We start from the raw sequence: 26,335 nt of genomic DNA on the forward strand, positions 1-26,335 counted from the left end.
TATTGAGCGTTCGGTGATTTTTTATGAAGAAACTGTTTGTGCAGTTTTACCTCCTGCTGTTTGTCTGCTTTTTGGTGATGACCCTGTTGGTCGGTCTGGTATACAAATTCACCGCAGAACGCGCAGGCAGACAGTCGCTCGACGATTTGATGAAAAGCTCGTTGTACCTGATGCGCAGTGAACTACGCGAAATCCCGCCACGCGACTGGGGTAAGACGCTGAAGGAGATGGATTTAAACCTCTCATTTGACCTTCGCGTTGAACCGCTAAATAAGTACACACTGGATGCCCCAACCATGCAGCGTTTGCGCGAAGGCGATATTGTGGCACTTGACGATCAATACACCTTTATTCAACGCATTCCTCGCAGCCATTACGTGCTAGCCGTCGGCCCGGTTCCTTATCTCTATTTTCTTCATCAAATGCGCTTGCTGGACATCGCGCTGATGGCGTTTATTGCTATCTCACTGGCCTTCCCGGTACTGATCTGGATGCGCCCGCACTGGCAGGAAATGCTCAGACTCGAATCCGCCGCACAACGTTTTGGTGAAGGACATCTGAGTGAACGCCTTCATTTTGACAGTGGTTCCAGCTTTGAGCGCCTGGGCGTAGCGTTTAATCAAATGGCCGACAATATCAATGCGCTGATCGCCAGTAAAAAACAGCTCATCGATGGTATTGCCCATGAGCTTCGTACCCCGCTGGTACGTTTACGTTACCGGCTGGAAATGAGTGATAACCTCACCGAGCAGGAATCTCAGGCTCTGAATCGTGATATCGGCCAACTGGAAGCGTTGATCGAAGAGTTACTGACCTACGCCCGCTTGGATCGCCCGCAAAATGAACTGAAACTCAGCGTACCGGACCTACCTGCTTGGTTAACCACCCATCTGGAGGATGTGCAAAGCGTGAATCCTGACCGTGTGGTGCAATTACGTCATCTCGAAACTGGCGACTACGGCGCGTTGGATATGCGCCTGATGGAGCGGGTCCTGGATAATTTGCTGAACAATGCCCTACGCTATTGCCAGTCTACAGTGCAAGCCAGTCTGCTGCTGAGCGGCAATCAAGCCACGCTGGTAGTGGAAGACGACGGTCCCGGTATTGCACCAGACGCACGCGAACAGGTTTTTGAACCGTTTGTACGCCTTGATCCCAGCCGTGATCGGGCGACCGGGGGTTGTGGGCTTGGGTTAGCCATCGTCCACTCAATAGCGTTGGCTATGGGAGGGACGGTCGTCTGTGGTGAAAGTGAACTTGGCGGTGCCCGTTTTACTTTCCGTTGGCCCGTCTGGCATAACATTCCTGAAATTTCAGCTGCCTGACCTATTCTGCTCGGTGGTCAGGCGATGGATGTTGTGTTATAAAAAAGTATGTTGTAACTAAAATGGTAAACCTATGGCCCGTTACGATCTCGTTGACCGCCTGAACGGCACCTTTCGCCAGATGGAACAAGAACTGGCGCTTCTGAACGAAAACCTGTTGCAGCAGACGCTGCTTATTGCCCGCGTATTCTCGTTACCGGAAGTGGTCAAAGAGGCAGAGCATGCCCCTCTGCAAAACATTGATGTTAAGCAGCACTTAGGCAAAGAGGCTGAAGCGCTGGCATTGCGTCATTACCGTCACCTGTTTATTCAGCAGCAGTCCGAAAACCGCAGCAGCAAAGCGGCCGTCCGCCTACCGGGTGTATTGTGCTACCAGGTTGATAATGCAGCGCAATGTGCTCTGGAAGAACAAATCCAGCGTATAAACCAGTTGAAAACCACCTTCGAGCGCATTGTTACAGTTGAATCAGGGCTGGCGCCGGCAGCACGTTTCGAATGGGTGCATCGCCACCTGCCGGGGCTGATTACACTGAATGCCTATCGCACTCTCACCGTTGTCAGAGATCCTGCCACCCTGCGATTCGGCTGGGCTAATAAGCACATCATAAAAAACCTGAAACGCGATGAAGTGCTGCAGCAACTGGAAAAAAGCCTGACGTCACCGCGCAGCGTACATCCCTGGACTCGTGAAGAATGGCAGCAGAAGCTTGAACGCGAATATCAGGATATCGCCGCCTTACCGCAGCAGGCCCGCCTGAAAATTAAAAGGCCGGTAAAAGTGCAGCCTATTGCCCGCGTCTGGTACAAAGGAGAGCAAAAACAGGTGCAATATGCCTGCCCGACGCCTCTGATTGCTCTGCTTAACAACGACAACGGAATGACCGTACCGGATATCGGCGAGTTACTGAATTACGATGCCGATAACGTTCAACATCGTTTTAAACCTCAGGCGCAGCCGTTGAGATTGATTATTCCCCGGCTGCACCTGTACGTTGCGGATTAACTGCCTGGCCGCATGCTGCCAACCATCAACTCCGGACGTACCCAACTGTCGAACTCCGCTTCGGTTAGATATCCCAGCGCCAGAGCGGAGGCTTTTAGCGTCAGCCCTTCTTTATGCGCTTTTTTGGCAATTTCAGCCGCTTTATCGTAACCGATATGGGTGTTGAGCGCGGTCACCAGCATCAGCGACTCATTGAGCAGTTGATCTATTCGTTCACGGTTGGGCTCGATTCCCGTCGCACAATGTTCATTGAAGCTTTCCATACCGTCCGCCAGCAGGCGTACCGACTGCAGGAAGTTGTGGATGACCATCGGTCGATAGACGTTGAGCTCAAAGTTACCTGACGCCCCGCCCATATTGATGGCGACATCGTTGCCCATCACCTGGCAGCAAAGCATAGTCAGCGCTTCACACTGGGTAGGATTGACTTTACCCGGCATGATCGAGCTGCCCGGTTCGTTTTCCGGAATTGAAATTTCGCCAATACCACAGCGCGGGCCAGATGCCAGCCAGCGTACATCGTTGGCGATTTTCATCAGTGATGCTGCCAGCCCTTTTAGCGCTCCGTGGGCATGAACCAGCGCATCGCAGGTGGCCAGCGCTTCAAATTTATTCGGAGCGGTAACGAACGGCGCGCAGGTAATGACTCGCAGTTCATCCGCGACCCGGCGGGCGTATTCGGGATGAGTGTTCAGTCCTGTACCTACCGCGGTTCCCCCCAACGCCAGTTCTGCCACATGCGGTAAACTGTTTTCAATGTGTCTGAGGTTATGTTCAAGCATTGCTACCCAGCCGGAAATCTCCTGGCCAAGCGTAAGTGGAGTTGCATCTTGCAGATGTGTACGACCAATTTTAACGATATCGGCGAAAGCGTGGGACTTATCACTGAGCGTTTTGGTCAACACATTTAATTGTGGGATCAAAGATTTACGCAGCGCCAGCAGTGCGGCAACGTGCATTGCCGTCGGGAAGACATCGTTCGAGCTTTGGCTTTTATTGACATCATCGTTGGGGTGTACTTTCCGCTCCATTCCCCGCTCACCGCCCAGCAACTCGCTGGCCCGGTTTGCCAGCACCTCGTTCATGTTCATATTGCTTTGCGTGCCGGACCCAGTTTGCCAGATGGCCAGCGGAAACTCATCGCGGTGTTTATCTGCCAACACTTCATCTGCAGCCTGCATAATAGCCCTGGCTTTATCCTCCGCCAGCAGCCCCAGATCCTGGTTAACCTTTGCCGCGGCGCGTTTCGTCAGCGCCAGCGCATGGATCAGCGAGACCGGCATTTTCTCCGTTGAGATACGAAAATGCTCCAGTGAACGTTGGGTTTGCGCGCCCCAAAGCTTATCGGCAGGAACATCAATCGCCCCCATTGAATCATTCTCGCGGCGTACCGTTACCATTACCTGCTCCTTACATTAACAGTTGATTAGGTTATGTTTCGACATTGCCCATTTGCATTGGTCTTATGAGTATTAACGAGGATAAAGCTGTCGTTTGGTGGTTCGTGCGGTAAAAAAAACCGCCCCGAAGGGCGGCTGACGTTACTTAACGCAGCGTGCGCACTGCGACGTCTGAATTTGCTTGAAGAAATCGTTGCCTTTGTCATCCACCAGGATAAACGCCGGGAAATCTTCCACTTCAATTTTCCAGATGGCTTCCATCCCGAGTTCCGGGTATTCCACGCACTCCAGACTCTTGATACTGCCCTGGGCCAGCACCGCGGCGGGGCCGCCAATACTGCCTAAATAGAAGCCGCCATGCTTATGGCAGGCATCGGTCACCTGCTGGCTGCGGTTGCCTTTCGCCAGCATGATCATGCTTCCACCAGCAGCCTGAAGCTGGTCAACATACGAGTCCATACGCCCGGCCGTGGTTGGCCCCAGCGAACCCGAAGCATAGCCTTCCGGCGTTTTTGCCGGACCTGCGTAATAGATCGGGTGATCTTTAACATACTGCGGCAAACTTTCGCCGTTATCCAGACGTTCTTTCAGTTTCGCATGCGCAATATCACGGCCAACGATAATTGTACCGTTGAGCGACAGTCGCGTGGAAACCGGATACTGGGAAAGCTGAGCCAGGATCTCTTTCATCGGACGATTGAGGTCAACGCGTACCGCTTCGCCCTCTCCCGCCTGGCGCAGCTCTTCCGGTATAAATTTGCCAGGATTATGTTCCAGTTTTTCGATCCAGATACCTTCACGGTTGATCTTGGCTTTGATATTTCGATCGGCTGAGCAAGAAACACCCATACCAACCGGACATGACGCGCCGTGACGCGGCAGGCGGATCACGCGGATATCATGCGCGAAATACTTCCCGCCAAACTGCGCGCCCAGTCCCAAATTCTGCGCCTCAATCAGCAGCTCCTTTTCCAGCTCTACATCGCGGAATGCCTGACCATGTTCGTTACCTTCTGTCGGCAGTTCGTCGTAGTATTTTGCAGAAGCCAGTTTGACCGTTTTCAGCGTGGCTTCTGCCGATGTTCCACCGATTACGAACGCGATGTGATACGGCGGACAAGCCGCAGTGCCCAACGTACGCATTTTCTCAACCAGGTAATTTTTTAATTTGCCCGGCGTTAGCAGCGCTTTGGTTTCCTGGTACAGATAGGTTTTGTTCGCCGAACCACCACCTTTGGCAATACACAGGAATTTGTATTCATCGCCGTCGACGGTATATAAATCGATTTGTGCTGGCAGGTTGGTACCGGTGTTCACCTCTTTATACATATCCAGCGCTGCGTTTTGTGAATAGCGCAGGTTGTCTTCGATGTAGGTGTTATAGACGCCTCGTGCCAGCGCCTCCTCATCGCCCCCACCGGTCCAGACGCGCTGACCTTTTTTACCCACGATAATCGCAGTTCCGGTGTCCTGACAGGTCGGCAAAATGCCTTTTGCCGCGATGTCAGAGTTACGCAGGAATTGCAGAGCCACATACTTGTCGTTTTCACTGGCCTCCGGGTCGCGAAGAATATCGGCTACCTGCTGTTGATGTGCGGGACGCAGCATAAACGACGCATCATGAAAGGCCTGACGAGCCAACAGGGTTAAGGCTTGCGGTGCAACTTTAACAATCTCCTGCCCTTCAAATTCGGCAACAGAGACATAGTCGCTGGTCAGCAGATAGTATTCGGTATCATCCTTTTTGAGGGGGAAAGGATGCTGATAATGAAAGGGTTTGTTTGACATTGTGCTCTCACTTACTGCTCGGTCTGGTTATTCTCTGGGCAGATGTTCCATTGCCCTGCTTCCCTGCCGCAGATCCGGTTGTAGAAGGAAGAGCTTTCTGCAACCGGAATTACTCAGGGTATTAAAAGCGAGTCACCATATCCTACACATTTTTTTAACAAAAACTGAGACAAGTACGACTTTTTACATGTGCAGGTTACTTCGCTCAGGGTTTCTTGGTTTAATAGCCGTAGAAAATTCAACATTGAAACAGGGCTTGATAATGCAAAAACTCATCAACTCAGTGCAGAACTACGCCTGGGGAAGTAAAACGGCGTTAACGGAACTCTATGGCATTGCCAACCCCACTCAGCAACCGATGGCTGAGCTGTGGATGGGGGCGCATCCGAAAAGCAGTTCGCAGGTTCTCGGCGCTGACGGTCAGACGGTTGCTCTGCGCGACGTTATCGAGCACGATAAATCCGCACTGCTGGGCGATGCCGTTGCCCAACGTTTTGGTGAACTGCCCTTCCTGTTTAAAGTGCTCTGCGCTGCTCAACCGCTTTCGATTCAGGTTCATCCTAACAAGCACAACTCTGAAATTGGATTTGCCAAAGAAAACGCCGCAGGGATCCCGATGGATGCGGCCGAGCGCAACTACAAAGATCCTAATCACAAACCAGAACTGGTATTTGCTTTGACGCCTTTTCTGGCGATGAACGCATTCCGCGAGTTCTCTGAAATTGTTGCATTGTTACAACCCGTTTCCGCCGCACATCCGGCTATTGCGCATTTCCTGGAAGAGCCGAGTGCGGAACGTCTGAGCTATCTTTTCGCCAGCTTGCTGAATATGCAGGATGAGGAGAAATCCCATGCGTTGGCGATCCTGAAATCAGCGCTGAACAGCCAGCAGGGAGAACCCTGGCAAACCATCCGTCTGATCGCCGACGTCTACCCGAACGACAGTGGGCTCTTCTCCCCGCTGCTGCTCAATGTGGTGAAACTCAATCCAGGCGAGGCTATGTTCTTATTTGCCGAAACCCCGCACGCTTACCTGCAAGGTGTGGCGCTTGAGGTGATGGCTAACTCGGACAACGTGCTGCGTGCCGGACTGACGCCAAAATATATTGATATCCCGGAACTGGTCGCCAACGTGAAGTTTGTCGCCAAGCCAGCAAACCAGTTACTGACCACGCCGGTTGAATCTGATGGTGAACTGGACTTCCCAATCCCGGTTGACGATTTTGCGTTCTCCCTGCATGACCTTACTACCAATGGCGCAGATATCAGCCAGCAAAGTGCAGCCATTTTGTTCTGCATAGAGGGTGAAGCTGTATTGAGCAAAGGTGAGCAACGCCTGGTGCTGCTACCGGGTGAATCGGCCTTTATTGGCGCGAATGAATCGCCGGTTTACATCAGTGGCGCAGGTCGTTTAGCACGGGTTTATAACAAGCTATAGCAAGATACTGATATTTTTAACAACTCTTGCTAAGCTGTAGTGAGTTAAAGACATGTCACTCCTCCAGGCGTCTTCAAACGCCTGGTTTTATTTTATGGATATCGAAATGAAAAAATCGCTGGTAGCTGCGGGTGTGGTGGTTGCGCTGGGTATCGTCTGGACGGGCGGTGCCTGGTACACAGGTAAGAAACTTGAAACGCATCTCGCCGAGATGGTGACGCAGGCAAACGATCAGTTAAAACGTTTCTCCCCTGAGGCGGGTATTGAACTGAGTTATCAAAACTACCAGCGCGGGGTGTTCAATAGCCAACTGCAAATGGTGGTGAAACCCATCGCCGGGCAGGCAGATTCCTGGCTAAAACCGGGGCAAAGTATCGTCCTGAATGAAACCGTCGATCACGGTCCATTCCCGCTGGCTCAACTGAAATCACTGAATCTGATCCCGGCTATGGCCTCCGTGAAAACGACGCTGGTCAATAACGACGTTACCAAACCGCTGTTTGATATTGCCAAAGGTGAGTCGCCATTTGTCATTAACTCCCGTATCGGCTACAGCGGCGATACCCGTTCCGATCTCTCCCTCAAACCACTGAACTATGAGAAAGGCGACGAAAAAGTAGCCTTCAGCGGCGGGGAATTCCAGTTTACAGCAGACAAAGAAGGTAACGCTGTCTCGCTGACAGGCAATGCGCAAAGCGGCGTGGTCAATGCGGTCAACGAGTATGACCAGAAAGTACAGATGACTTTCAATAACCTGAAAACTGAGGGTTCCAGCAGTATTGCCAGCTTTGGTGAGCGCATCGGCGACCAGAAATTGTCACTCGATAAACTGTCAATTTCCGTCGAAGGTAAAGAGTTGGCGGTTCTGGAAGGCATGGGTATTGATGGTAAATCCAATCTGATCAACGACGGTAAAACTGTCAACAGCCAGTTGGATTACACGCTGAACAGTCTGAAATTGCAGGGTCAGGATATGGGTAGCGGTAAACTGACGCTGAAAGTTGGCCAGATTGACGGTGAAGCGCTACACCAGTTCAGTCAGCAATATAGTGCCCAAACCAAGGCACTGATGGCGCAGATTGATGTGGTACAAAATCCTGAGCTTTATCAGCAAAAAGTCACTGAAGCCTTCTTCAATGCGCTGCCGATTCTGATGAAAGGCGAGCCGGCTATCACCATTGCCCCACTGAGCTGGAAAAATGCAAAAGGTGAAACCGCATTTAATCTGTCACTGCTGCTAAAAGATCCGACAGCGAATACTGAGGAACCACAAACGCTGGCTCAGGAAGTGGATCGTTCGGTCAAATCGCTGGATGCTAAACTGACGATTCCGGTCGATATGGCGACTGAGTTCATGACGCAGGTTGCCAAGATTGAAGGTTATCAGCAGGAACAAGCGGCCGATCTGGCGAAGCAACAGGTGAATGGCCTGGCGGCAATGGGTCAGATGTTCCGTATTACAACGATGCAGGACAACGTCATCGGTTCCAGCCTGCAATACGCAAACGGCCAGGTAACGTTAAACGGACAAAAAATGTCGCTGGATGAGTTTGTTGGCATGTTCGGTATGCCTTCTCTCGGCGAACCGGATGCCCCGGCTATCCCGCAACAGTAAATACGCGTGACAACAGGCCCGATAACCGTGTGCTTATCGGGCCTGTTTTATTTTGCCACCACCAGCCGGGCGGAAAGCGTCAGGTTACGCGAATGACCATCATCGTGCCCAATGCGCTGTAGCATGCGCTCAGCAAGGGTATATCCCATTTCACGCGCGGGCGTGCAGGCCCAAATAATGGGGATATCGTCCAGTGCATTTTCCGCTACATCGGCAAATCCGGCTAACGAGATCTGCTGTTCGAAGTAGCGATCTACGCCAATTTCACCACTCTGACGCCCTGCTCTCATCAGGCCAAACCAGGCACCAGCGGCTATGGTTTCGTTGTAGCATACCACTGCGCTGATCGTTGGGTTACGACGTAACAGCGCAGTCACCTCTTCTGCGGCCTGCTTTTGGCTGGATGAACACTCCAGCACCCAGTCGCTATGAAACGGTAAACCATACTTTAGCAACGTCGTACAATAGCCGCCGACACGCTCCGCGCGGGTCAATGAAGAACTCTGCCCCCCCAACCACGCGATTCGCTGATGCCCATGGCGTATCAGATGCTCAACCAGCAATTGCGCAGCCTGCATGTTGTCAGGTCTGACGGTGTCGACATCATCCAGGTAGCTGGCCCGAGACGCAAACACTACCGGAATCCCCTTATCGGCGGCAAGTTGTTGCAGGTCGTCGCTACTGCCGGCAGCCCCGGCGATCACCACACCATCAACCCCTTGATTAAGCAGCATAGCGAAACGCTGCGCCAGCTGTTCGCCATCTCTGCCACCATGTAATAAAAAAACCATGCGCCCCTGCGCTTCTAATGCTTCCGTCAGACCCGCCGTCAATTCGGCGTAAAACGAGGTGGAGAGGTCGCGCACGATCAAACCAATTACCCCGCTCTGCCCACCACGCAGCGCTGATGCCTGGCGATTACGCACAAACCCCAGTTGCTCAATAGCGGCATTCACCCGTTCGCCGGTCGCTGATGAAATACGGCCTTTTCCACTAAGCACCAATGAGACGGTACTAACCGAAACGCCCGCGGCCAGCGCAACATCATGGATAGTTATTTTTTTGGCTATAGCCATAAAAACGGAAAACTCCCTGATAACGTGACGGATAAAACGTTTTATCAATCACTTATATTTATACGCTCTATTATCGTTCGATAATGTGATTTGTACCGCACTAAAATTAGGTAAAACGTTTTATCTTCTCGCCATCATTAGTCAGCTAGCTTTTACGAGGAGTCGTTTGATGACGACGAGAACCACACCAAAAATTACGTTATGGGAATTTTTCCAGCAGTTGGGCAAAACCTTTATGCTGCCCGTGGCTCTGCTCTCATTCTGCGGGATCATGTTAGGGATCGGCAGCTCGTTAAGTAGTCATGATGTCTTAACGCTGATCCCGGCATTGGGTAATCCGGTACTGCAGGCTATTTTTACCTGGATGAGCAAAGTAGGCTCATTTGCGTTTAGCTTCTTACCTGTGATGTTCTGTATTGCCATACCTCTCGGCCTGGCTCGCGAGAACAAAGGCGTAGCGGCATTTGCCGGTTTTGTTGGTTATGCGGTGATGAACCTTGCCGTCAACTTCTGGTTAACTGCGAAAGGTATCTTACCTACCACAGATGCCGCGATCCTGAAGGCCAACAACGTGCAGAATATCCTGGGGATCCAGTCGATCGACACCGGGATCCTCGGCGCTGTAATTGCCGGGATCATCGTCTGGATGCTGCATGAACGTTTCCACAACATCCGCCTGCCGGATGCACTGGCCTTCTTCGGCGGTACCCGCTTTGTACCAATTATCTCTTCGGTGGTGATGGGACTCGTCGGCCTGGTCATTCCCCTGGTTTGGCCGGTTTTCGCCATGGGCATTAACGGGCTCGGCCACATCATCAACAGCGCGGGTGAATTTGGTCCAATGCTGTTTGGTACCGGTGAACGTCTGCTGCTGCCGTTTGGTCTGCATCATATTCTGGTGGCGCTCATTCGCTTCACCGAAGCTGGCGGCACGCAGGAAGTCTGCGGTCACAGCGTAAGCGGCGCACTGACTATTTTCCAGGCTCAACTGAGCTGTCCGACAACTCAAGGCTTCTCTGAAAGCGCAACCCGCTTCCTGTCGCAGGGTAAAATGCCGGCGTTCCTCGGTGGTTTGCCGGGGGCAGCGCTCGCTATGTACCACTGTGCTCGCCCTGAAAATCGTCATAAAATTAAAGGGTTGTTAATTTCTGGTCTCATTGCCTGCGTGATCGGCGGTACAACCGAACCACTCGAGTTCTTATTCCTGTTCGTTGCCCCTGTTTTGTATGTGATCCACGCCCTGCTGACCGGTCTTGGTTTCACCGTGATGGCGGTGCTTGGCGTCACCATCGGTAACACGGACGGTAACCTGATTGACTTTGTGGTGTTCGGCATCCTGCACGGGCTCTCAACCAAGTGGTATCTGGTCCCTGTTGTGGCGGCGATCTGGTTCGCGGTGTACTACGTGATCTTCCGTTTCGCCATCACACGTTTCAATCTGAAGACCCCGGGTCGTGACGTCGAAATTGCCAGCAATATCGAAAAAGTCATGGCGGGTGCACCGGGTAAATCCGGTTACAACGTCCCTGCCATTCTGGCGGCGCTGGGCGGTGCGGAAAACATTGTCAGCCTGGATAACTGCATTACCCGTCTGCGCTTGTCAGTGAAAGATATGTCGCTTGTTAACGTACAAGCGCTGAAGGACAATCGCGCCATTGGCGTAGTACAACTCAATCAGCATAACCTTCAGGTCGTTATTGGTCCGCAGGTCCAGTCAGTGAAAGACGAGATCGCCGTTCTGATGAACACCGTACAGGCATAAGGACAACAGTATGTTTGATTTTTCAAAGGTGGTGGACAGGCACGGTACCTGGTGTACCCAGTGGGATTACGTTGCCGACCGTTTTGGTTCAGCCGACCTGCTGCCGTTCACCATCTCCGATATGGATTTTGCCACCGCACCTTGCATTCTGGAGGCGCTGACTCAGCGCCTGTCACATGGCGTGCTGGGTTACAGCCGCTGGAAAAATGATGAATTTCTGGCGGCAATTAGTCATTGGTTTCTTACGCGTCATAATACCCAAATCGACCCTCAGTCGCTGGTTTATGGCCCCTCGGTCATCTATATGGTGTCGGAGCTGATCCGCCAGTGGTCTTCTGCGGGTGATGCGGTGGTAATTCATACACCGGCGTACGACGCGTTTTACAAAGCGATTGAAGGTAATCAGCGCCAGGTATGCGCTGTCGGACTTGAAAAGCGCGCTGACGGCTGGGTTTGCGACATGGTTGCGCTGGAAAAAGCGCTCTCCCGGCCTGAAAGTAAAATTCTTCTGCTTTGCAGTCCGCACAACCCAACCGGTAAGGTGTGGACGCGCGATGAACTGGAAACCATGGCGGAACTGTGTCAGCGCCACGGTGTAAAAGTCATCTCTGATGAGATCCATATGGATATGGTATGGGCAGACCAGCCGCACATCCCGTGGAGTAACGTCGCGCGCGACAGTTGGGCGCTGTTCACCTCCGGTTCAAAGAGCTTCAATATTCCGGCGTTAACCGGGGCTTACGGGATTATTGAGGATGAGCAGAGTCGCAACGATTACCTCAGTGCGTTAAAGGGTCGGGATGGTCTTTCCTCACCTGCAGTGCTCGCGCTTAGCGCACATATCGCAGCCTACCAACAGGGCGCTAGCTGGCTTGATGCGCTGCGGGATTACCTTGTCAGTAACCTGCATTACATCGCGCATGAGCTGAATAACGCATTCCCCGAACTGAACTGGCAGGTTCCGCAATCCACCTATCTGGCATGGATTGACTTGCGTCCACTCAACCTTGATGACCATGCACTGCAGGAAGCACTCATCCATCAGCAGAAAGTCGCCATCATGCCCGGATACACATACGGAGAAGAAGGACGAGGTTTTGTGCGCCTCAATGCCGGATGTCCACGTTCCAAACTTGAAAAAGGCGTTCAGGGGTTGATTAACGCCATCCGCACAATACGTTAAATAGTCTTGCGCAATGAAGAACTCATTGCGCAACTCCTTATATAAAAAAACAAATCTGTTTTCTATCGTTTTTTTAATACCAATTCCTCCCTGACTTTTCCTGCCAGTAAAAATCAACAGCAATAAAAATCAAAAAGACAAAATACAAAGCTGAGAAGATAGCCGAAATATAGCGCTGTTTTATATACATAAAAATCATGAATACAACACAAATAAACATTCACAAAAAGAATTTAACTTTTTTTTTACTCCTGTCCCTAACGACATCCATTTTTCTTTGGTATATCCCTTTTAGTAATCAGCGTTATAGCCTCTCTTTTTATCCGGTTATTGCAACCTTTGCTGGTGTATTGCACATTCAGACGGGGTGCTTTATGACGATGAATTACATGAGTTATCGGCGCAAAAAATATCTTTTACCCCTGGCCTGCGCGTTTTATTTCTCGGGGGTTTTCTTATTTCTTGCGCTCTATATTTATTTTTATAAAAACGGCCTTCCTGGTGTCATCTACAATGACATTGCTGTTTTATACTTTATGAGGAACATGTTAATTACGGGGCTGTTTTTTGCAACATACTATTTATATACGTTTAAGAATAAAAAAGAAAAGCATGGTAAAACAGTTATTTACGCCACTTATTTATGGTGCATGTTGCATCTGGTAATGGCTATCCTCTACTCCATCCGTATTACGCCAATATCGTTTCAGTTGGTTGATACAGAAACGTTTGAATGGCTTAGACCCTGGCGTGGTAGCTTTATTTAGACTTTGTTGAATAAATCGAACTTTTGCTGAGTTGAAGGATCAGATCACGCATCTTCCCGACAACGCAGACCGTTCCGTGGCAAAGCAAAAGTTCAAAATCACCAACTGGCCCACCTACAATAAAGCCCTCATCAACCGTGGCTCTATAACTTTCTGGCTGGATGATGAAGCTATTCAGGCCTGGTATGAGTCGGCAACGCCTTCATCACGGGGAAGACCTCAGCGCTATTCTGATCTCGCCATCACCACCGTTCTGGTCATTAAACGCGTGTTCAGGTTGACCCTGCGGGCTGCACAGGGTTTTATTGATTCCATTTTTACACTGATGAATGTTCCGTTGCGCTGCCCGGATTACACCAGTGTCAGCAAGCGCGCAAAGTCGGTTAATGTCAGTTTCAAAACGTTCACCCGGGGTGAAATCGCGCATCTGGTGATTGATTCCACCGGGCTGAAGGTCTTTGGTGAAGGCGAATGGAAAGTCAAAAAACACGGCAAAGAACGCCGTCGTATATGGCGAAAGTTGCATCTGGCAGTTGACAGCAAAACACATGAAATCATCTGTGCAGACCTGTCGCTGAACAATGTGACGGACTCAGAAGCCTTCCCGGGTCTTATCCGGCAGACTCACAGAAAAATCAGGGCAGCATCGGCAGACGGCGCTTACGACACCCGGCTCTGTCACGATGAACTGCGGCGTAAGAAAATCAGCGCGCTTATCCCTCCCCGAAAAGGTGCGGGTTACTGGCCCGGTGAATATGCAGACCGTAACCGTGCAGTGGCTAATCAGCGAATGACCGGGAGTAATGCGCGGTGGAAATGGACAACAGATTACAACCGTCGCTCGATAGCGGAAACGGCGATGTACCGGGTAAAACAGCTGTTCGGGGGGTCACTGACGCTGCGTGACTACGATGGTCAGGTTGCGGAGGCTATGGCCCTGGTACGAGCGCTGAACAAAATGACGAAAGCAGGTATGCCTGAAAGCGTGCGTATTGCCTGAAAACACAACCCGCTACGGGGGAGACTTACCCGAAATCTGATTTATTCAACAAAGCCCTTTATTTATGTCCTCATTATCTTGTGGACCTGTATCGTTTTATTAGGGGCAAAATTAACCCAGCTAAAAACACAGTTTTGGGTAAGTATGTTACTAGTTGCCCTGAGCAATCTGTTAAGTGTCATCATTATGCTGAAGTACACGCATATAGACTCCGCTGGATGGTATCTCGCCAGAGGCCTGGAGTGCCTTAGCGCAATGGCCGTGATGATCGTGCTCATGTCTGATATTTTCAAGCGCTACAAAGCCTCACGTCAGGCCTATGAATTATCCTATGAAAATTCAGTCCGCGACCCGATGACCCGACTTTTCAACCGTGGCTATTTTTATAACGCACTCAGCAATGAGATTAAAATGACAGCAACCCATAAACCCCTGAGCATTGTCTTTTGCGACATTGATTTCTTTAAGTCGGTCAATGACACCTGGGGACATTTGCAGGGTGACAGAGTGATAATTAAACTGTCAGAAATTATGCAGCGACTGAGTCGGCGTAACGACATCGTGGCGCGTATTGGCGGAGAAGAGTTTGCTATTTTGCTACCTGAAACTAACGCTGATGCAGCATTTAACATCGCAGAGCGAATCAGAAAACACGTAGAACAACAAACTCAGACCACGACTAAAGGTGATTTTCCACGCATCATCACCATCAGCCTGGGTATCGTAACCTCAGTTGATAACCGTTCAGCCCCTGAACAACTTGCTGATTGCGCAGACCGCGCCCTGTATATGGCAAAAAACCGAGGCCGTAATTGCGTTGTGGCCTATTCTGGTGAAGAAGTTTAATAGCAAAGGAAAAGATCACCACCAGGGCGATCTTTTCCTCATGATCAGTTGGTAATTTTCATGTGCAGCTGGAATGCGTTGGTTTTTCCCTCATCCTTCGCCGCGCCTTTTTGATATATTCTGATGGTATACTTACCGCTGGCAGGCAGTGTATTTTTATAAGTGTCACCACTCATCATGCCATCAAAAATGAATTGTTCGCCCGGCGCAATAATACTCATGAAAGGATGAGGCCAGGCGCTTTTCAAAACTGCTTGCATGGTCTGCCCTTTTTTGGCGACAAACGTATAATCTTTTGTTTTATCGCCCGTAATTGTCCCCTTGATATCTGCGCCACTGGTACCTTTCTTAAACTGGATTACATGCGTTTCATCCGCTTTATACGCCGCATGCGTAGGCACAGTTGCCAGCAGCAAACTTCCACAGAACATTGTACTGACAATTAGCTTTACACTTTTCACTTTATTAATACCCTCAGTCGTTTTTGTATTTTTATAACATACCTCGCTGCACATTCATAAACTGGAAAGTGTCCATTTTTCGCTATTAGCAATGTTACTCAATAAATATCTGAATAAAATAACACTGACAGGCAGTAATTATATAAAAACGAGGTAAATAATCTTAAAATAAAATCCCTTCATTACACACATGCTGCAGGAAATGCGTTATTGCTTACTTTACGCCCATCTTGCCACCGCAAGGCAAAAGCAGCGTGATACGGTCTCAAGGATCAGGCCGTCGGAACACCACTCTGTTGGAGCGCTAACAGCATGGTCAGCAATTTGGCGATACTTGCTTCCCCATAACCCCGAACTCTGCACTGCTTTTTTTAAAGTTTTTAGAGGAACATTTTTCTGTTGTATAATGGCCTGCACTTTACCTAAATACACGAGTGCGACCATGATTGATACTTCCCTCCCCCTGACCGACGTCCATCGCCACCTTGATGGTAACATCCGTGCACAAACGATCCTGGATCTGGGTCGTCAGTTCAACTTAACGCTTCCGGCACAAACGTTGGAAACGCTGATCCCTCATGTGCAAGTCACATCAACTGAGCCGGATTTAGTGAGCTTTTTATCCAAGCTCGACTGGGGCGTGAAGGTACTGGCCTCGCTGGATGCGTGTCGTCGCGTGGCATTTGAAAATATTGAGGATGCCGCACGTAACGGCTTGCACTATGTTGAACTGCGTTTTTCCCCAGGATACATGGCGATGACGCATCAGCTCCCGGTTGCAGGTGTGGTTGAAGCCGTCATCGCAGGTGTACGCGAGGGTTGCAAGACCTTTGGCGTCGAAGCACGCTTAATTGGCATTATGAGCCGTACTTTTGGCGAAGCCGCCTGCCTGCAGGAACTGGATGCGCTGTTAGCCCACCGAGACCATATTACGGCACTGGATCTTGCCGGTGACGAACTGGGGTTCCCGGGCAGCCTGTTCCTGTCCCATTTCAACCAGGCTCGCGACGCCGGCTGGCGTATTACCGTTCATGCGGGCGAAGCCGCGGGACCAGAAAGCATCTGGCAGGCCATTAAAGAGCTAGGCGCTGAGCGTATTGGTCACGGCGTTAAAGCCGTTGAAGATCGTGCGTTGATGGATTACCTCGCCGAGCACCGTATCGGCATCGAATCCTGCCTGACATCAAACATTCAGACCAGCACCGTTGCCTCACTAGCGAACCATCCGCTGAAAACGTTCCTTGAGCATGGCGTTATCGCCAGTTTGAATACGGACGACCCGGCTGTTCAAGGTGTGGATATTATTCACGAGTACACCATTGCCGCACCCGCGGCAGGGTTAACGCGTGAACAGATACGTCAGGCGCAAATCAACGGTCTGGAAATGGCATTCCTGAGTAACGAAGAAAAACGAGCCTTGCGCGAGAAAGTCGCCGCAGCGTAACAGGTAAAGTGCCGGATGGCGCTAACGCTTATCCGGCCTACGTTGGTTTTGATTGTAGGCCGGATACGATGCCAGGAAGGTATCGCCTTGCGCCATTTACCTAATCAGGCAAGACACAGCGTCGAACGATGTTTCGCGGATTCGAGACCCAGCTCAATCAGCTCCATAATTTGGATAGCCTGTCTCGCCGGTACCGGGTTTTCACCGTTACCATTTAGCGCATCACGAATGCCAGCATAGTACGCCGGATAGTTGCCCGGTACAGTAAGCCAGGTTTCTTCAACCTGCTCTTCGCCTTCTACTCGCGTCAATACGCCATCACGCATATCATAACCCCAGTCTTCCTGTGGCAGTCGCTCGCCATTTTTCAGACGCTCTTCCTGCGGGTCAAGACCATACTTCACATAGCTGCCACGCGATCCGTGCACAATATAACGGGCCGATTCTGCGGCAGCGAGCATGGTGCCATGCAGGATCACACGACGCTGCGGATACGTCAGGATGGCATGGAAGTAATCCGTCGCCTGCGCGCCCGGGCGCAGCTGGGCAAGGTCTACCGTCAGGCTGACGGGCAAACCAAACAGGTTAATCGCCTGATCCAAAAGATGCGGTGCTAAATCGTACCAGATACCGCTTCCCGGACCGCCCTGTTCACGCCAACGGTCACGAACCTGCGGGCGGAAACGATCGAAATGGGATTCGAAATACGCCACCTCTCCCAAAACACCATCCGCCAGCAGAGCTTTCAGCGTCAGAAAATCACTGTCCCAGCGACGGTTATGGAACACAGACAGCACGCGCCCGAGGCTGCGCGCCAGCGCATCCAGCTCACGAGCTTGTGACAGTGTCACGGTAAAAGGCTTATCAACAACCACGTGTTTGCCCGCTTCCAGCGCAGCTTTCGCTAACGGAAAGTGCGTGTCGTTAGGCGTGGGGATCACAATCAGGTCGATCTTTGGATCGTTAAAAAGATGCTTAGGCTCAGCAACAACCGCCACCGTAGGCCAGTCTGCCTTCACTTTTGCTTCATCACTACTGGAAACCGCAGCCAGTTCCAGGCCCGGCGTGCCCACAATCAGGGGGGCATGGAAGGTTTTGCTGGCATAACCATAGCCAATTAACCCAACGCGGATGTTGTCACTCATATTATTGCCTCTCAATTCAGGACTGACCTATTTCACACCATACCTTGCAACGTCTCAATAGTTTAATAACCTTTGCGCTACAAAGGTTGTTTTTTAACTTAAGTCAAACATATGCCACTTATGCTTAACTTGCAGCGAAAAAGAGGTAGAAATCGTTCCCAATCATCTTGCTGTATTAATGAGAGATTAGTAACATTTGCAGCCTGTGTTTATGGATAAATCAAAGCAAATGTCATCAGTAATGAATCGTCTTATTGAATTAACAGGTTGGATTGTTCTCGCCGTCTCCGTGATCCTGCTGGGTGTTGCCAATCATATTGACAATTACCAGCCGCCAGAGCCCGTTGCCGCAGTGCAGAAAAAATAAGCATCCGCAGCCTTTTATTGCCCGGCAATTAACATTGGTAGTTGCAGGGCTTGCCGGGAAAAGATCGCTTTCTGTCAAAAAAAGGGAATTATGCCGCATCCCGCTCCGCTGCATATTGCCAGCGATCGCTAAGCGCGTTACCCTTGCCAAAGACGCGCATAGCGCCTGCTTTTCACAGGTATGAACACTCTTCTTAAATTTGCACGTAAATCCGCTTTTACCTGTGCACGTTGTTTATTTTTATATTTTCTACTCCGTTGGTATTATTTTATTAATATGGATCTGCATTTATGACTGTTCAGGATTACTTATTAAAATTCCGCAAAATCAGTTCACTCGAAAGTCTGGAAAAGCTGTTCGACCATCTAAACTACACGCTCACCGACGATAGCGACATCATCAATATGTACCGTGCCGCAGACCATCGCCGTGCGGAGCTTATATCCGGAGGCCGTCTGTTTGATGTTGGTCAGGTACCTAAATCAGTCTGGCATTACGTGCAATAAAGAAGAAAGTAGCGCTCAACGTTAAAAGCTTTATAATAATTGCCCCAAAATGAATGGCATGATTGATTGCGCGCGTAAACCTGGAGAAGAGATGACTACCACACCGGCACAACGTATCGGAGGCTGGCTACTTGGGCCACTGGCCTGGCTGTTAGTCGCGTTGTTGAGCGCTTCGCTGGCGTTATTACTTTATGTCACTGCGCTGGCTACACCGCAAACCTTCAAAACGCTGGGTGAGCAAAGTACGGCAAACTTGCTGTTATGGGGCGTCTCTTTTGTTACCGCGATCGCCATGTGGTATTACACACTGTGGCTGACGATTGCGTTTTTCAAACGCCGAGCCTGTGTGCCTAAGCATTACATTCTGTGGCTGCTGATCTCCGTGTTGCTGGCGATTAAAGCGTTTGCATTTTCACCCGTTCCAGACGCTTTTGCCGTGCGCCAACTGCTGTTCCCATTACTGGCCGCAGCACTGTTGGTGCCCTACTTCAAACGATCGCAGCGCGTTAAATCGACGTTTGTGAACCCGTAATAACCCTACAGTTAACCTGTTGTCGCCTGTTGTAGATTGTCAGATAATAGGCGGCTTTTTTATTTCAGGCCGAAAAATGACTGATTACCTGCTGCTGTTTGTCGGAACTGTACTGGTCAATAACTTTGTACTGGTCAAGTTTCTGGGCCTCTGCCCGTTTATGGGTGTTTCCAAAAAACTGGAAACCGCAATGGGTATGGGCCTTGCCACGACGTTTGTCATGACGCTGGCCTCCATTTGCGCATGGCTGATTGATACCTGGATCCTAATCCCTCTCAATCTCATCTATCTGCGCACGCTGGCTTTTATTCTGGTTATCGCCGTCGTCGTGCAGTTTACCGAAATGGTTGTGCGTAAAACCAGCCCTGCGCTGTACCGCCTGCTGGGGATCTTCCTACCGCTGATCACCACTAACTGCGCAGTGTTAGGTGTGGCGCTACTGAACATCAACCTCGGCCATAACTTTTTACAGTCGGCACTATACGGTTTTTCCGCCGCCGTCGGCTTCTCGCTGGTGATGGTACTGTTCGCTGCGATCCGCGAACGCCTCGCCGTAGCGGACGTCCCAGCGCCGTTTCGCGGCAATGCGATTGCGCTGATTACTGCTGGTTTAATGTCATTGGCCTTTATGGGCTTTAGTGGTTTGGTGAAGTTGTAATGAATGCTATCTGGATTGCCGTTGCCGCAGTGAGTCTACTGGGTCTGGCGTTCGGCGCTATTTTGGGGTACGCCTCGCGACGTTTTGCCGTTGAAGATGATCCGGTCGTGGAGAAAATTGATGAAATTCTCCCGCAAAGCCAGTGTGGACAGTGCGGCTATCCGGGCTGTCATCCTTACGCTGAAGCGATAGGCTCTCAGGGTGAAAAAATTAACCGTTGCGCCCCCGGTGGCGAAGCGGTGATGTTAAAAATTGCCGCTCTGCTGAACGTCGACCCGCAACCTATTGATGGCGATGAACAAGACGTTACGCCGGTGCGAATGCTGGCGGTCATTGATGAAAATAACTGTATTGGGTGCACTAAGTGTATTCAGGCCTGCCCGGTCGATGCGATCGTGGGCGCGACCCGCTCCATGCACACGGTAATGAGCGATCTCTGCACCGGGTGCAACCTGTGCGTTGACCCGTGCCCGACGCAATGTATTGAATTACGCCCGGTAGCCGAGACACCCGATAGTTGGAAATGGGATTTAAACACCATCCCTGTGCGCATCATTCCCGTGGAACAACATGTTTAAGTTATTCTCTGCATTCAGAAAAAATAAAATCTGGGACTTTGATGGCGGCATTCATCCACCAGAAATGAAAACCCAGTCAAACGGAACGCCGTTGCGACAGGTTCCGCTGGCGCCGCGTTTCGTTATTCCGCTGAAACAACATATTGGTGCGGAGGGTGAACTGTGCGTAAACGTGGGTGACACCGTGCTGCGTGGTCAGGCCTTAACCCGCGGGCGTGGCAAAATGCTTCCAGTCCATGCGCCAACATCAGGCACCGTGGTTGCTATTGCGCCGCATTCCACCGCACATCCTTCGGCACTCGCTGAGCTGAGCGTCATCATAGACGCCGATGGCGAAGACCGCTGGATTGAGCGAGACGGCTGGACCGACTACCGCTCCCACAGCCGGGAAGAGCTGATTGCGCGTATTCATCAGTACGGCGTCGCCGGACTGGGTGGCGCGGGTTTTCCCACCGGCGTTAAACTGCAGGGCGGTGGAGATAAAATTGAAACCCTGATCATTAACGCCGCCGAATGCGAGCCGTACATTACGGCAGATGACCGCCTGATGCAGGACTGTGCCGCTCAGGTCGTCGAAGGTATCCGCATCCTGGCGCACATTCTTCAGCCACGCGAGATCCTCCTTGGTATCGAAGATAACAAACCGCAGGCAATATCTATGCTGCGCGCGGTGCTGGCTGATTCACACGACATTAGCCTACGCGTGATCCCCACCAAGTACCCGTCCGGCGGGGCCAAGCAGTTAACACAAATCCTGACCGGCAAGCAGGTTCCCCACGGCGGACGCTCCTCTGATATCGGCGTATTGATGCAAAACGTCGGAACCGCCTATGCAATTAAACGGGCAGTAATTGACGGAGAGCCGATCACCGAACGTGTCGTGACGCTTACCGGTGAAGCCGTCAGCCGTCCGGGCAACGTCTGGGCGCGTTTAGGCACGCCGGTTCGTAATCTGCTCAACGATGCGGGCTTCTGCCCTTCCGCCGACCAGATGGTGATTATGGGCGGGCCGCTGATGGGCTTTACGCTGCCGTGGCTGGATGTCCCGGTGGTGAAGATAACCAACTGTCTTCTGGCACCCTCTGCCAGTGAAATGGGTGAAACACCGGAAGAGAAAGGCTGCATTCGCTGTAGCGCATGCGCCGATGCCTGTCCGGCGGATCTCCTGCCACAACAACTTTATTGGTTCAGTAAAGGGCAGCAGCACGACAAGGCAACGGCCCATAATATCGCCGACTGCATTGAGTGCGGTGCCTGCGCCTGGGTATGCCCAAGCAATATTCCGCTGGTGCAATATTTCCGTCAGGAAAAAGCCGAGATTTACGCCATTAGCCAGGAAGAAAAACGCGCCGCTGAAGCGAAAGCTCGGTTTGAAGCCCGCCAGGCGCGCCTTGAACGTGAAAAAGCAGCGCGTCTTGAACGCCATAAGAGCGCTGCTGCTCAGCCGGCGGCCAAAGATCATGATGCCATTGCTGCCGCGCTGGCTCGTGTAAAAGAAAAGCAGGCTCAGGCGCTACAGCCAGTGGTCATTCAGGCAGGCGTAAAACCTGACAATAGTGCCGTGATTGCCGCACGCGAGGCGCGTAAGGCGCAAGCTCGTGCCTCCCGTAAGGAAAATCCGCCGCAAAGTGATGGCAGCAGCACGGGTACAGACCCGCGTAAAGCCGCCGTGGAAGCGGCAATTGCCCGTGCCAAAGCCCGCAAACTTGAACAAGAACAGGTAACGGAAACGGCCGAACCGGCTGATCCGCGTAAAGCCGCCGTGGAAGCGGCAATTGCCCGCGCCAAAGCCCGCAAACTTGAACAAGAACAGGTAACGGAAACGGCCGAACCGGCTGATCCGCGTAAAGCCGCCGTGGAAGCGGCAATCGCCCGCGCCAAAGCCCGCAAACTTGAGCAAGAAGCGGCAACGGAAACGGCCGAACCGGTTGATCCGCGTAAAGCCGCCGTGGAAGCAGCAATCGCCCGCGCCAAGGCCCGCAAGCTCGAGCAGCAGGCGGTAGCTGAAACAGCCGAGCCGGTTGATCCACGTAAAGCCGCCGTCGCGGCCGCTATCGCACGCGCTCAGGCTAAGAAAGCCGCACAGCAGCAGGTTGTAAACGAGGAATAAATGGTATTCAGAATAGCAAGCTCCCCTTATACCCATAACCAGCGCCAGACATCGCGTATCATGATGCTGGTATTACTTGCTGCATTGCCGGGGATCGCCGCTCAGCTGTGGTTCTTTGGCTGGGGCACGTTGTTCCAGATAGTTCTCGCATCCATCAGCGCTATTGCTGCCGAAGCGGGTGTGCTTAAACTGCGTAAACAACCCATTGTGCCGATTTTAAAAGACAACTCTGCGTTACTCACCGGGTTGCTTTTGGCCGTCAGTATTCCGCCCCTCGCGCCATGGTGGATGGTGGTATTAGGCACGGTATTTGCGGTTATCATTGCGAAACAGCTGTATGGCGGGCTCGGGCAGAACCCGTTTAACCCTGCCATGATTGGTTATGTCGTGCTGCTCATCTCATTTCCGGTACAGATGACCAGTTGGCTTCCGCCGCATGAAATTGCGGCCACGGTGCCTGGTTTTTTTGACGCCCTGAACGTTATCTTTAACGGACATACCGCCAGCGGTGGGGATATGAATTCGCTGCGTATGGGCATCGATGGTATCAGTCAGGCAACGCCTCTTGATACCTTTAAGACATCCCTGCATGCAGGACGTACCGTTGAGCAGGTGATGCAATACCCGATCTACAGCGGCATGCTGGCAGGCGCTGGCTGGCAGTGGGTGAACCTTGCCTGGCTGGTGGGCGGTATCGTGCTGTTATGGCAAAAAGCGATTCGCTGGCATATCCCGGTTAGCTTCCTGCTGTCACTCGCCGTTTGTGCCACTTTGGGCTGGATATTTTCGCCAGAATCGCTGGCCTCGCCTCAGTTGCACCTCCTTTCCGGCGCGACAATGTTAGGTGCGTTCTTTATTCTTACCGATCCCGTTACGGCATCAACAACCAACCGCGGTCGCCTGATTTTTGGCGCACTTGCTGGCCTGTTAGTATGGTTGATTCGCAGTTTTGGCGGTTATCCTGATGGCGTGGCTTTTGCCGTATTGCTGGCGAATATCACGGTTCCCCTGATTGATTATTACACTCGCCCTCGCGTGTACGGACATCGCTAAGGAGTCCCTATGCTGAAAACGATTCGTAAACACGGTATTACGCTGGCGCTGTTTGCCGCAGGCTCGACGGGGTTAACTGCAGCAATCAATCAATTAACCAAGTCAACCATTGATGAACAGGCCGCGATACAGCAAAAAACGCTGTTCGATCAGGTTCTGCCTGGCGATCGCTACAATAATAACTTGTCTGAAAGTTGCTATCTGGTCGATGCACCGGCGTTGGGCAAAGGTACGCATCGCGTATATATTGCCCGCCAGGACGATCGCCCCGTTGCAGCAATTCTTGAAGCTACGGCGCCAGATGGTTATTCCGGAGCGATTCAACTACTGGTGGGTGTCGATTTCACGGGTACCGTGTTGGGTACGCGGGTTACCGAACACCATGAAACGCCGGGGCTGGGCGACAAAATCGAACTGCGACTGTCCGACTGGATCACCCATTTTAGCGGTAAAACAATCGCGGCGGGTAATGACTCTCACTGGGCAGTGAAAAAAGATGGCGGCGACTTTGACCAGTTTACTGGCGCAACCATTACACCCCGTGCGGTAGTTAACGCGGTTAAACGTGCCGGCCTGTATGCGCAGACACTGCCTGCGCAACTCCCTCAACTTAGCGCCTGTGGAGAATAACCATGAGCGAAATTAAAGACGTTATTGTCCAGGGGTTATGGAAAAATAACTCCGCGCTTGTGCAGCTACTCGGGATGTGTCCGCTGTTGGCCGTCACTTCTACCGCCACTAACGCGCTGGGTCTGGGACTCGCGACTACGCTCGTCCTGACGCTGACCAACCTGACGATTTCAGCCCTTCGTCGCTGGACACCGCCTGAAATCCGTATCCCGATTTATGTCATGATTATCGCCTCCGTGGTGAGTGCGGTACAGATGTTGATCAATGCCTACGCCTTCGGCCTGTATCAGTCTCTGGGCATCTTCATCCCGCTGATTGTAACCAACTGCATTGTTGTTGGCCGTGCTGAAGCCTTCGCCGCCAAAAAGGGCCCTGCGTTATCCGCACTCGATGGTTTCTCCATCGGCATGGGCGCAACCGGTGCCATGTTTGTTCTGGGTTCGCTGCGTGAAATAATTGGTAACGGTACACTGTTTGATGGCGCAGACGGTTTGTTGGGTAGCTGGGCCAAAGTCTTGCGCGTTGAGATCTTCCATACTGATACGCCGTTTCTGCTGGCCATGCTGCCACCGGGCGCGTTTATTGGCCTGGGTCTGATGCTGGCAGTGAAGTATCTGATTGATGAGAAAATGAAGAAACGTCGTGCCGAGGCAGCTGTCGTGGACAGTCCCGCGGGTGAAACAGGGAATGCGTAATGAACAAAGCAAAACGTCTGGAAATACTGACGCGCCTGCGGGATAACAACCCGCATCCGACAACCGAGCTTAATTTTACATCGCCGTTTGAACTGTTGATTTCGGTCTTACTCTCCGCACAAGCGACCGATGTCAGCGTCAATAAAGCGACGGCTAAGCTATACCCCGTCGCCAATACGCCTGCTGCGATGCTGGGGCTCGGCGTTGAAGGTGTTAAGTCCTACATCAAGACAATCGGTTTGTTTAACAGCAAAGCGGAAAACGTAATTAAAACCTGCCGCATTCTGCTGGAACAACATAATGGTGAAGTGCCTGAAGACCGTGCGGCGTTAGAAGCTCTCCCCGGAGTTGGGCGAAAGACAGCTAATGTGGTGTTAAATACCGCCTTTGGCTGGCCCACTATCGCTGTAGATACCCACATTTTTCGCGTCTGTAATCGCACGCAATTCGCCCCGGGTAAAAACGTCGAGCAGGTTGAAGAGAAGCTGCTGAAAGTCGTACCCAGTGAATTTAAAGTCGATTGCCATCACTGGTTAATTCTTCATGGTCGCTACACCTGCATCGCCAGAAAGCCGCGCTGTGGTTCCTGTATTATTGAAGATCTCTGCGAATTCAAAGAGAAAGTCGATATCTAATGCTGCCGGGGCATCCTCCTAGCCCCTTACATACATAACGATTAGTTATGCACTCCCCAGCGTTTATTTTCCCGACAATGATGCCATTCAATTGCTCATATCTAATGCAATATTCTTGTTAATTAACACCTGAGCAGGTTAATCGTTTTTTTAGCAAAAGAAATTTCTATCTATACGTGATCCAGATCATCCAGCCAACACAATGTTAATAAATTTTTATTTTTTAGTTAAGGTGACAATTAGATGACCTAACTGCACAGTTTCTAAACAAAACATTACACTGCCTATTTTTCAGATAATGGCCTATATCACTGGATT

Annotated in this window: 26 protein-coding genes and 1 pseudogene; 21 read left to right on the forward strand and 6 right to left on the reverse strand. The window is 51.3% G+C overall.

Annotated features, from left to right (window positions below):
- Positions 1–23 precede the first annotated feature (23 nt).
- A complete protein-coding gene (gene rstB, locus IB222_RS12265) occupies positions 24–1,325 on the forward strand; it encodes a two-component system sensor histidine kinase RstB (RefSeq protein ID WP_003832829.1) in 1,302 nt (433 codons plus the stop codon).
- Positions 1,326–1,398: 73 nt separating this feature from the next.
- Positions 1,399–2,328 (forward strand): DNA replication terminus site-binding protein, encoded by a 930-nt coding sequence (gene tus / locus IB222_RS12270; RefSeq protein WP_148362010.1) that lies wholly within the window; start codon positions 1,399–1,401, stop codon positions 2,326–2,328.
- On the opposite strand, the gene fumC is transcribed toward tus, so the two are convergent.
- The gene (fumC, locus tag IB222_RS12275) at positions 2,325–3,728 is read right to left on the reverse strand and encodes a class II fumarate hydratase (protein ID WP_003832824.1); all 1,404 of its coding nucleotides are present in this window, start codon (positions 3,726–3,728) and stop codon (positions 2,325–2,327) included. The genes tus and fumC overlap by 4 nt on opposite strands.
- Positions 3,729–3,869: 141 nt before the next feature.
- On the reverse strand, positions 3,870–5,516 hold the full coding sequence (fumB, locus tag IB222_RS12280; RefSeq protein WP_003832822.1) for a class I fumarate hydratase: 1,647 nt from the start codon (positions 5,514–5,516) through the stop codon (positions 3,870–3,872).
- 262 nt (positions 5,517–5,778) lie between these two features.
- Here fumB and manA point away from each other — a divergent pair, with 262 nt between their 5' ends.
- Complete coding sequence (gene manA, locus IB222_RS12285; RefSeq protein ID WP_126956320.1) at positions 5,779–6,954, forward strand: mannose-6-phosphate isomerase; 1,176 nt, start codon at positions 5,779–5,781, stop codon at positions 6,952–6,954.
- Positions 6,955–7,060: 106 nt separating this feature from the next.
- Entirely contained in the window at positions 7,061–8,569 is a 1,509-nt protein-coding gene (locus tag IB222_RS12290) for a YdgA family protein (protein WP_148362011.1), read from the forward strand.
- 47 nt (positions 8,570–8,616) lie between these two features.
- Here IB222_RS12290 and IB222_RS12295 read toward each other — a convergent pair whose 3' ends face one another.
- Positions 8,617–9,645 carry a Mal regulon transcriptional regulator MalI gene (locus IB222_RS12295; RefSeq protein WP_149384290.1) on the reverse strand — a complete coding sequence of 343 codons (1,029 nt, stop codon included), beginning with the start codon at positions 9,643–9,645 and terminating at the stop codon, positions 8,617–8,619.
- 169 nt (positions 9,646–9,814) lie between these two features.
- Between IB222_RS12295 and malX the strand changes: the two genes are divergently transcribed.
- The 6 genes and pseudogenes from malX to IB222_RS12325 all read left to right on the forward strand — a co-directional run bounded on the left by malX (position 9,815) and on the right by IB222_RS12325 (position 15,203).
- The gene (gene malX / locus IB222_RS12300; RefSeq protein WP_048226592.1) at positions 9,815–11,407 is read left to right on the forward strand and encodes a maltose/glucose-specific PTS transporter subunit IIBC; all 1,593 of its coding nucleotides are present in this window, start codon (positions 9,815–9,817) and stop codon (positions 11,405–11,407) included.
- 10 nt (positions 11,408–11,417) lie between these two features.
- The gene (locus IB222_RS12305) at positions 11,418–12,590 is read left to right on the forward strand and encodes a MalY/PatB family protein (RefSeq protein WP_003832814.1); all 1,173 of its coding nucleotides are present in this window, start codon (positions 11,418–11,420) and stop codon (positions 12,588–12,590) included.
- A gap of 374 nt (positions 12,591–12,964) precedes the next feature.
- Positions 12,965–13,357, forward strand: coding sequence for an MASE4 domain-containing protein (locus tag IB222_RS12310; RefSeq protein WP_348925346.1), 393 nt, complete (start codon positions 12,965–12,967; stop codon positions 13,355–13,357).
- Positions 13,358–13,433: 76 nt separating this feature from the next.
- Entirely contained in the window at positions 13,434–14,357 is a 924-nt protein-coding gene (locus tag IB222_RS12315; protein WP_032624899.1) for an IS5 family transposase, read from the forward strand.
- Between the two features lie 78 nt (positions 14,358–14,435).
- Positions 14,436–14,597, forward strand: a pseudogene (locus IB222_RS12320) (MASE4 domain-containing protein); the annotation flags it as partial.
- Positions 14,598–14,633: 36 nt separating this feature from the next.
- Positions 14,634–15,203, forward strand: coding sequence for a GGDEF domain-containing protein (locus tag IB222_RS12325; protein WP_348925946.1), 570 nt, complete (start codon positions 14,634–14,636; stop codon positions 15,201–15,203).
- 44 nt (positions 15,204–15,247) lie between these two features.
- Here IB222_RS12325 and IB222_RS12330 read toward each other — a convergent pair whose 3' ends face one another.
- Positions 15,248–15,664 carry a hypothetical protein gene (locus IB222_RS12330; RefSeq protein WP_003832810.1) on the reverse strand — a complete coding sequence of 139 codons (417 nt, stop codon included), beginning with the start codon at positions 15,662–15,664 and terminating at the stop codon, positions 15,248–15,250.
- 219 nt (positions 15,665–15,883) lie between these two features.
- Positions 15,884–16,108 carry a hypothetical protein gene (locus IB222_RS12335; RefSeq protein WP_149280903.1) on the reverse strand — a complete coding sequence of 75 codons (225 nt, stop codon included), beginning with the start codon at positions 16,106–16,108 and terminating at the stop codon, positions 15,884–15,886.
- Here IB222_RS12335 and add point away from each other — a divergent pair.
- A complete protein-coding gene (gene add / locus IB222_RS12340) occupies positions 16,107–17,108 on the forward strand; it encodes an adenosine deaminase (protein WP_003832808.1) in 1,002 nt (333 codons plus the stop codon). The two genes, IB222_RS12335 and add, sit on opposite strands and share 2 nt — an antisense overlap.
- 104 nt (positions 17,109–17,212) lie before the next feature.
- Here the strand turns inward: add and IB222_RS12345 are convergent, their stop codons facing one another.
- On the reverse strand, positions 17,213–18,253 hold the full coding sequence (locus tag IB222_RS12345) for an oxidoreductase (protein ID WP_148362016.1): 1,041 nt from the start codon (positions 18,251–18,253) through the stop codon (positions 17,213–17,215).
- A gap of 241 nt (positions 18,254–18,494) precedes the next feature.
- Here IB222_RS12345 and blr point away from each other — a divergent pair, with 241 nt between their 5' ends.
- The 10 genes from blr to nth all read left to right on the forward strand — a co-directional run bounded on the left by blr (position 18,495) and on the right by nth (position 26,017).
- Entirely contained in the window at positions 18,495–18,620 is a 126-nt protein-coding gene (gene blr / locus IB222_RS12350; protein WP_003029134.1) for a division septum protein Blr, read from the forward strand.
- 290 nt (positions 18,621–18,910) lie between these two features.
- Positions 18,911–19,126 carry a transcription modulator YdgT gene (gene ydgT / locus IB222_RS12355; RefSeq protein ID WP_003832804.1) on the forward strand — a complete coding sequence of 72 codons (216 nt, stop codon included), beginning with the start codon at positions 18,911–18,913 and terminating at the stop codon, positions 19,124–19,126.
- A gap of 91 nt (positions 19,127–19,217) precedes the next feature.
- On the forward strand, positions 19,218–19,658 hold the full coding sequence (locus IB222_RS12360) for a DUF2569 domain-containing protein (RefSeq protein ID WP_003832803.1): 441 nt from the start codon (positions 19,218–19,220) through the stop codon (positions 19,656–19,658).
- A gap of 76 nt (positions 19,659–19,734) precedes the next feature.
- A complete protein-coding gene (gene rsxA / locus IB222_RS12365; protein WP_003029144.1) occupies positions 19,735–20,316 on the forward strand; it encodes an electron transport complex subunit RsxA in 582 nt (193 codons plus the stop codon).
- Complete coding sequence (gene rsxB, locus IB222_RS12370; protein ID WP_003832800.1) at positions 20,316–20,894, forward strand: electron transport complex subunit RsxB; 579 nt, start codon at positions 20,316–20,318, stop codon at positions 20,892–20,894. Before rsxA ends, rsxB begins: the two co-directional genes overlap by 1 nt.
- Positions 20,887–23,004, forward strand: coding sequence for an electron transport complex subunit RsxC (gene rsxC, locus IB222_RS12375; RefSeq protein ID WP_198579167.1), 2,118 nt, complete (start codon positions 20,887–20,889; stop codon positions 23,002–23,004). Before rsxB ends, rsxC begins: the two co-directional genes overlap by 8 nt.
- The gene (gene rsxD / locus IB222_RS12380) at positions 23,005–24,057 is read left to right on the forward strand and encodes an electron transport complex subunit RsxD (protein WP_003832796.1); all 1,053 of its coding nucleotides are present in this window, start codon (positions 23,005–23,007) and stop codon (positions 24,055–24,057) included. It begins immediately after the preceding gene.
- A gap of 9 nt (positions 24,058–24,066) precedes the next feature.
- Positions 24,067–24,687, forward strand: a complete 621-nt coding sequence (gene rsxG, locus IB222_RS12385) for an electron transport complex subunit RsxG (RefSeq protein WP_063941551.1) — start codon at positions 24,067–24,069, stop codon at positions 24,685–24,687.
- 2 nt (positions 24,688–24,689) lie between these two features.
- A complete protein-coding gene (locus IB222_RS12390; RefSeq protein ID WP_008784678.1) occupies positions 24,690–25,382 on the forward strand; it encodes an electron transport complex subunit E in 693 nt (230 codons plus the stop codon).
- Positions 25,382–26,017, forward strand: a complete 636-nt coding sequence (nth, locus tag IB222_RS12395) for an endonuclease III (RefSeq protein WP_126318206.1) — start codon at positions 25,382–25,384, stop codon at positions 26,015–26,017. Before IB222_RS12390 ends, nth begins: the two co-directional genes overlap by 1 nt.
- Positions 26,018–26,335: the final 318 nt, after the last annotated feature.

It is taken from the genome of Citrobacter sp. C13 (assembly GCF_014596815.2).
In the GTDB taxonomy this organism is placed as follows: domain Bacteria; phylum Pseudomonadota; class Gammaproteobacteria; order Enterobacterales; family Enterobacteriaceae; genus Citrobacter; species Citrobacter portucalensis.

Excerpts from the sequence above, each read along its gene's own strand:
- IB222_RS12360 (WP_003832803.1), top strand. The coding sequence starts at position 19,218 with ATGACTACCACACCGGCACAACGTATCGGAGGCTGGCTACTTGGGCCA.
- IB222_RS12305 (WP_003832814.1), top strand. The coding sequence starts at position 11,418 with ATGTTTGATTTTTCAAAGGTGGTGGACAGGCACGGTACCTGGTGTACC.
- fumB (WP_003832822.1), bottom strand. The coding sequence starts at position 5,516 with ATGTCAAACAAACCCTTTCATTATCAGCATCCTTTCCCCCTCAAAAAG.
- IB222_RS12310 (WP_348925346.1), top strand. The coding sequence starts at position 12,965 with ATGACGATGAATTACATGAGTTATCGGCGCAAAAAATATCTTTTACCC.
- IB222_RS12335 (WP_149280903.1), bottom strand. The coding sequence starts at position 16,108 with ATGGTCGCACTCGTGTATTTAGGTAAAGTGCAGGCCATTATACAACAG.
- rsxA (WP_003029144.1), top strand. The coding sequence starts at position 19,735 with ATGACTGATTACCTGCTGCTGTTTGTCGGAACTGTACTGGTCAATAAC.
- nth (WP_126318206.1), top strand. The coding sequence starts at position 25,382 with ATGAACAAAGCAAAACGTCTGGAAATACTGACGCGCCTGCGGGATAAC.
- ydgT (WP_003832804.1), top strand. The coding sequence starts at position 18,911 with ATGACTGTTCAGGATTACTTATTAAAATTCCGCAAAATCAGTTCACTC.
- rstB (WP_003832829.1), top strand. The coding sequence starts at position 24 with ATGAAGAAACTGTTTGTGCAGTTTTACCTCCTGCTGTTTGTCTGCTTT.
- rsxG (WP_063941551.1), top strand. The coding sequence starts at position 24,067 with ATGCTGAAAACGATTCGTAAACACGGTATTACGCTGGCGCTGTTTGCC.
- tus (WP_148362010.1), top strand. The coding sequence starts at position 1,399 with ATGGCCCGTTACGATCTCGTTGACCGCCTGAACGGCACCTTTCGCCAG.
- rsxB (WP_003832800.1), top strand. The coding sequence starts at position 20,316 with ATGAATGCTATCTGGATTGCCGTTGCCGCAGTGAGTCTACTGGGTCTG.
- IB222_RS12390 (WP_008784678.1), top strand. The coding sequence starts at position 24,690 with ATGAGCGAAATTAAAGACGTTATTGTCCAGGGGTTATGGAAAAATAAC.
- add (WP_003832808.1), top strand. The coding sequence starts at position 16,107 with ATGATTGATACTTCCCTCCCCCTGACCGACGTCCATCGCCACCTTGAT.
- IB222_RS12295 (WP_149384290.1), bottom strand. The coding sequence starts at position 9,645 with ATGGCTATAGCCAAAAAAATAACTATCCATGATGTTGCGCTGGCCGCG.
- rsxC (WP_198579167.1), top strand. The coding sequence starts at position 20,887 with ATGTTTAAGTTATTCTCTGCATTCAGAAAAAATAAAATCTGGGACTTT.
- malX (WP_048226592.1), top strand. The coding sequence starts at position 9,815 with ATGACGACGAGAACCACACCAAAAATTACGTTATGGGAATTTTTCCAG.
- rsxD (WP_003832796.1), top strand. The coding sequence starts at position 23,005 with ATGGTATTCAGAATAGCAAGCTCCCCTTATACCCATAACCAGCGCCAG.
- IB222_RS12345 (WP_148362016.1), bottom strand. The coding sequence starts at position 18,253 with ATGAGTGACAACATCCGCGTTGGGTTAATTGGCTATGGTTATGCCAGC.
- IB222_RS12325 (WP_348925946.1), top strand. The coding sequence starts at position 14,634 with ATGTCTGATATTTTCAAGCGCTACAAAGCCTCACGTCAGGCCTATGAA.
- manA (WP_126956320.1), top strand. The coding sequence starts at position 5,779 with ATGCAAAAACTCATCAACTCAGTGCAGAACTACGCCTGGGGAAGTAAA.
- IB222_RS12290 (WP_148362011.1), top strand. The coding sequence starts at position 7,061 with ATGAAAAAATCGCTGGTAGCTGCGGGTGTGGTGGTTGCGCTGGGTATC.
- blr (WP_003029134.1), top strand. The coding sequence starts at position 18,495 with ATGAATCGTCTTATTGAATTAACAGGTTGGATTGTTCTCGCCGTCTCC.
- fumC (WP_003832824.1), bottom strand. The coding sequence starts at position 3,728 with ATGGTAACGGTACGCCGCGAGAATGATTCAATGGGGGCGATTGATGTT.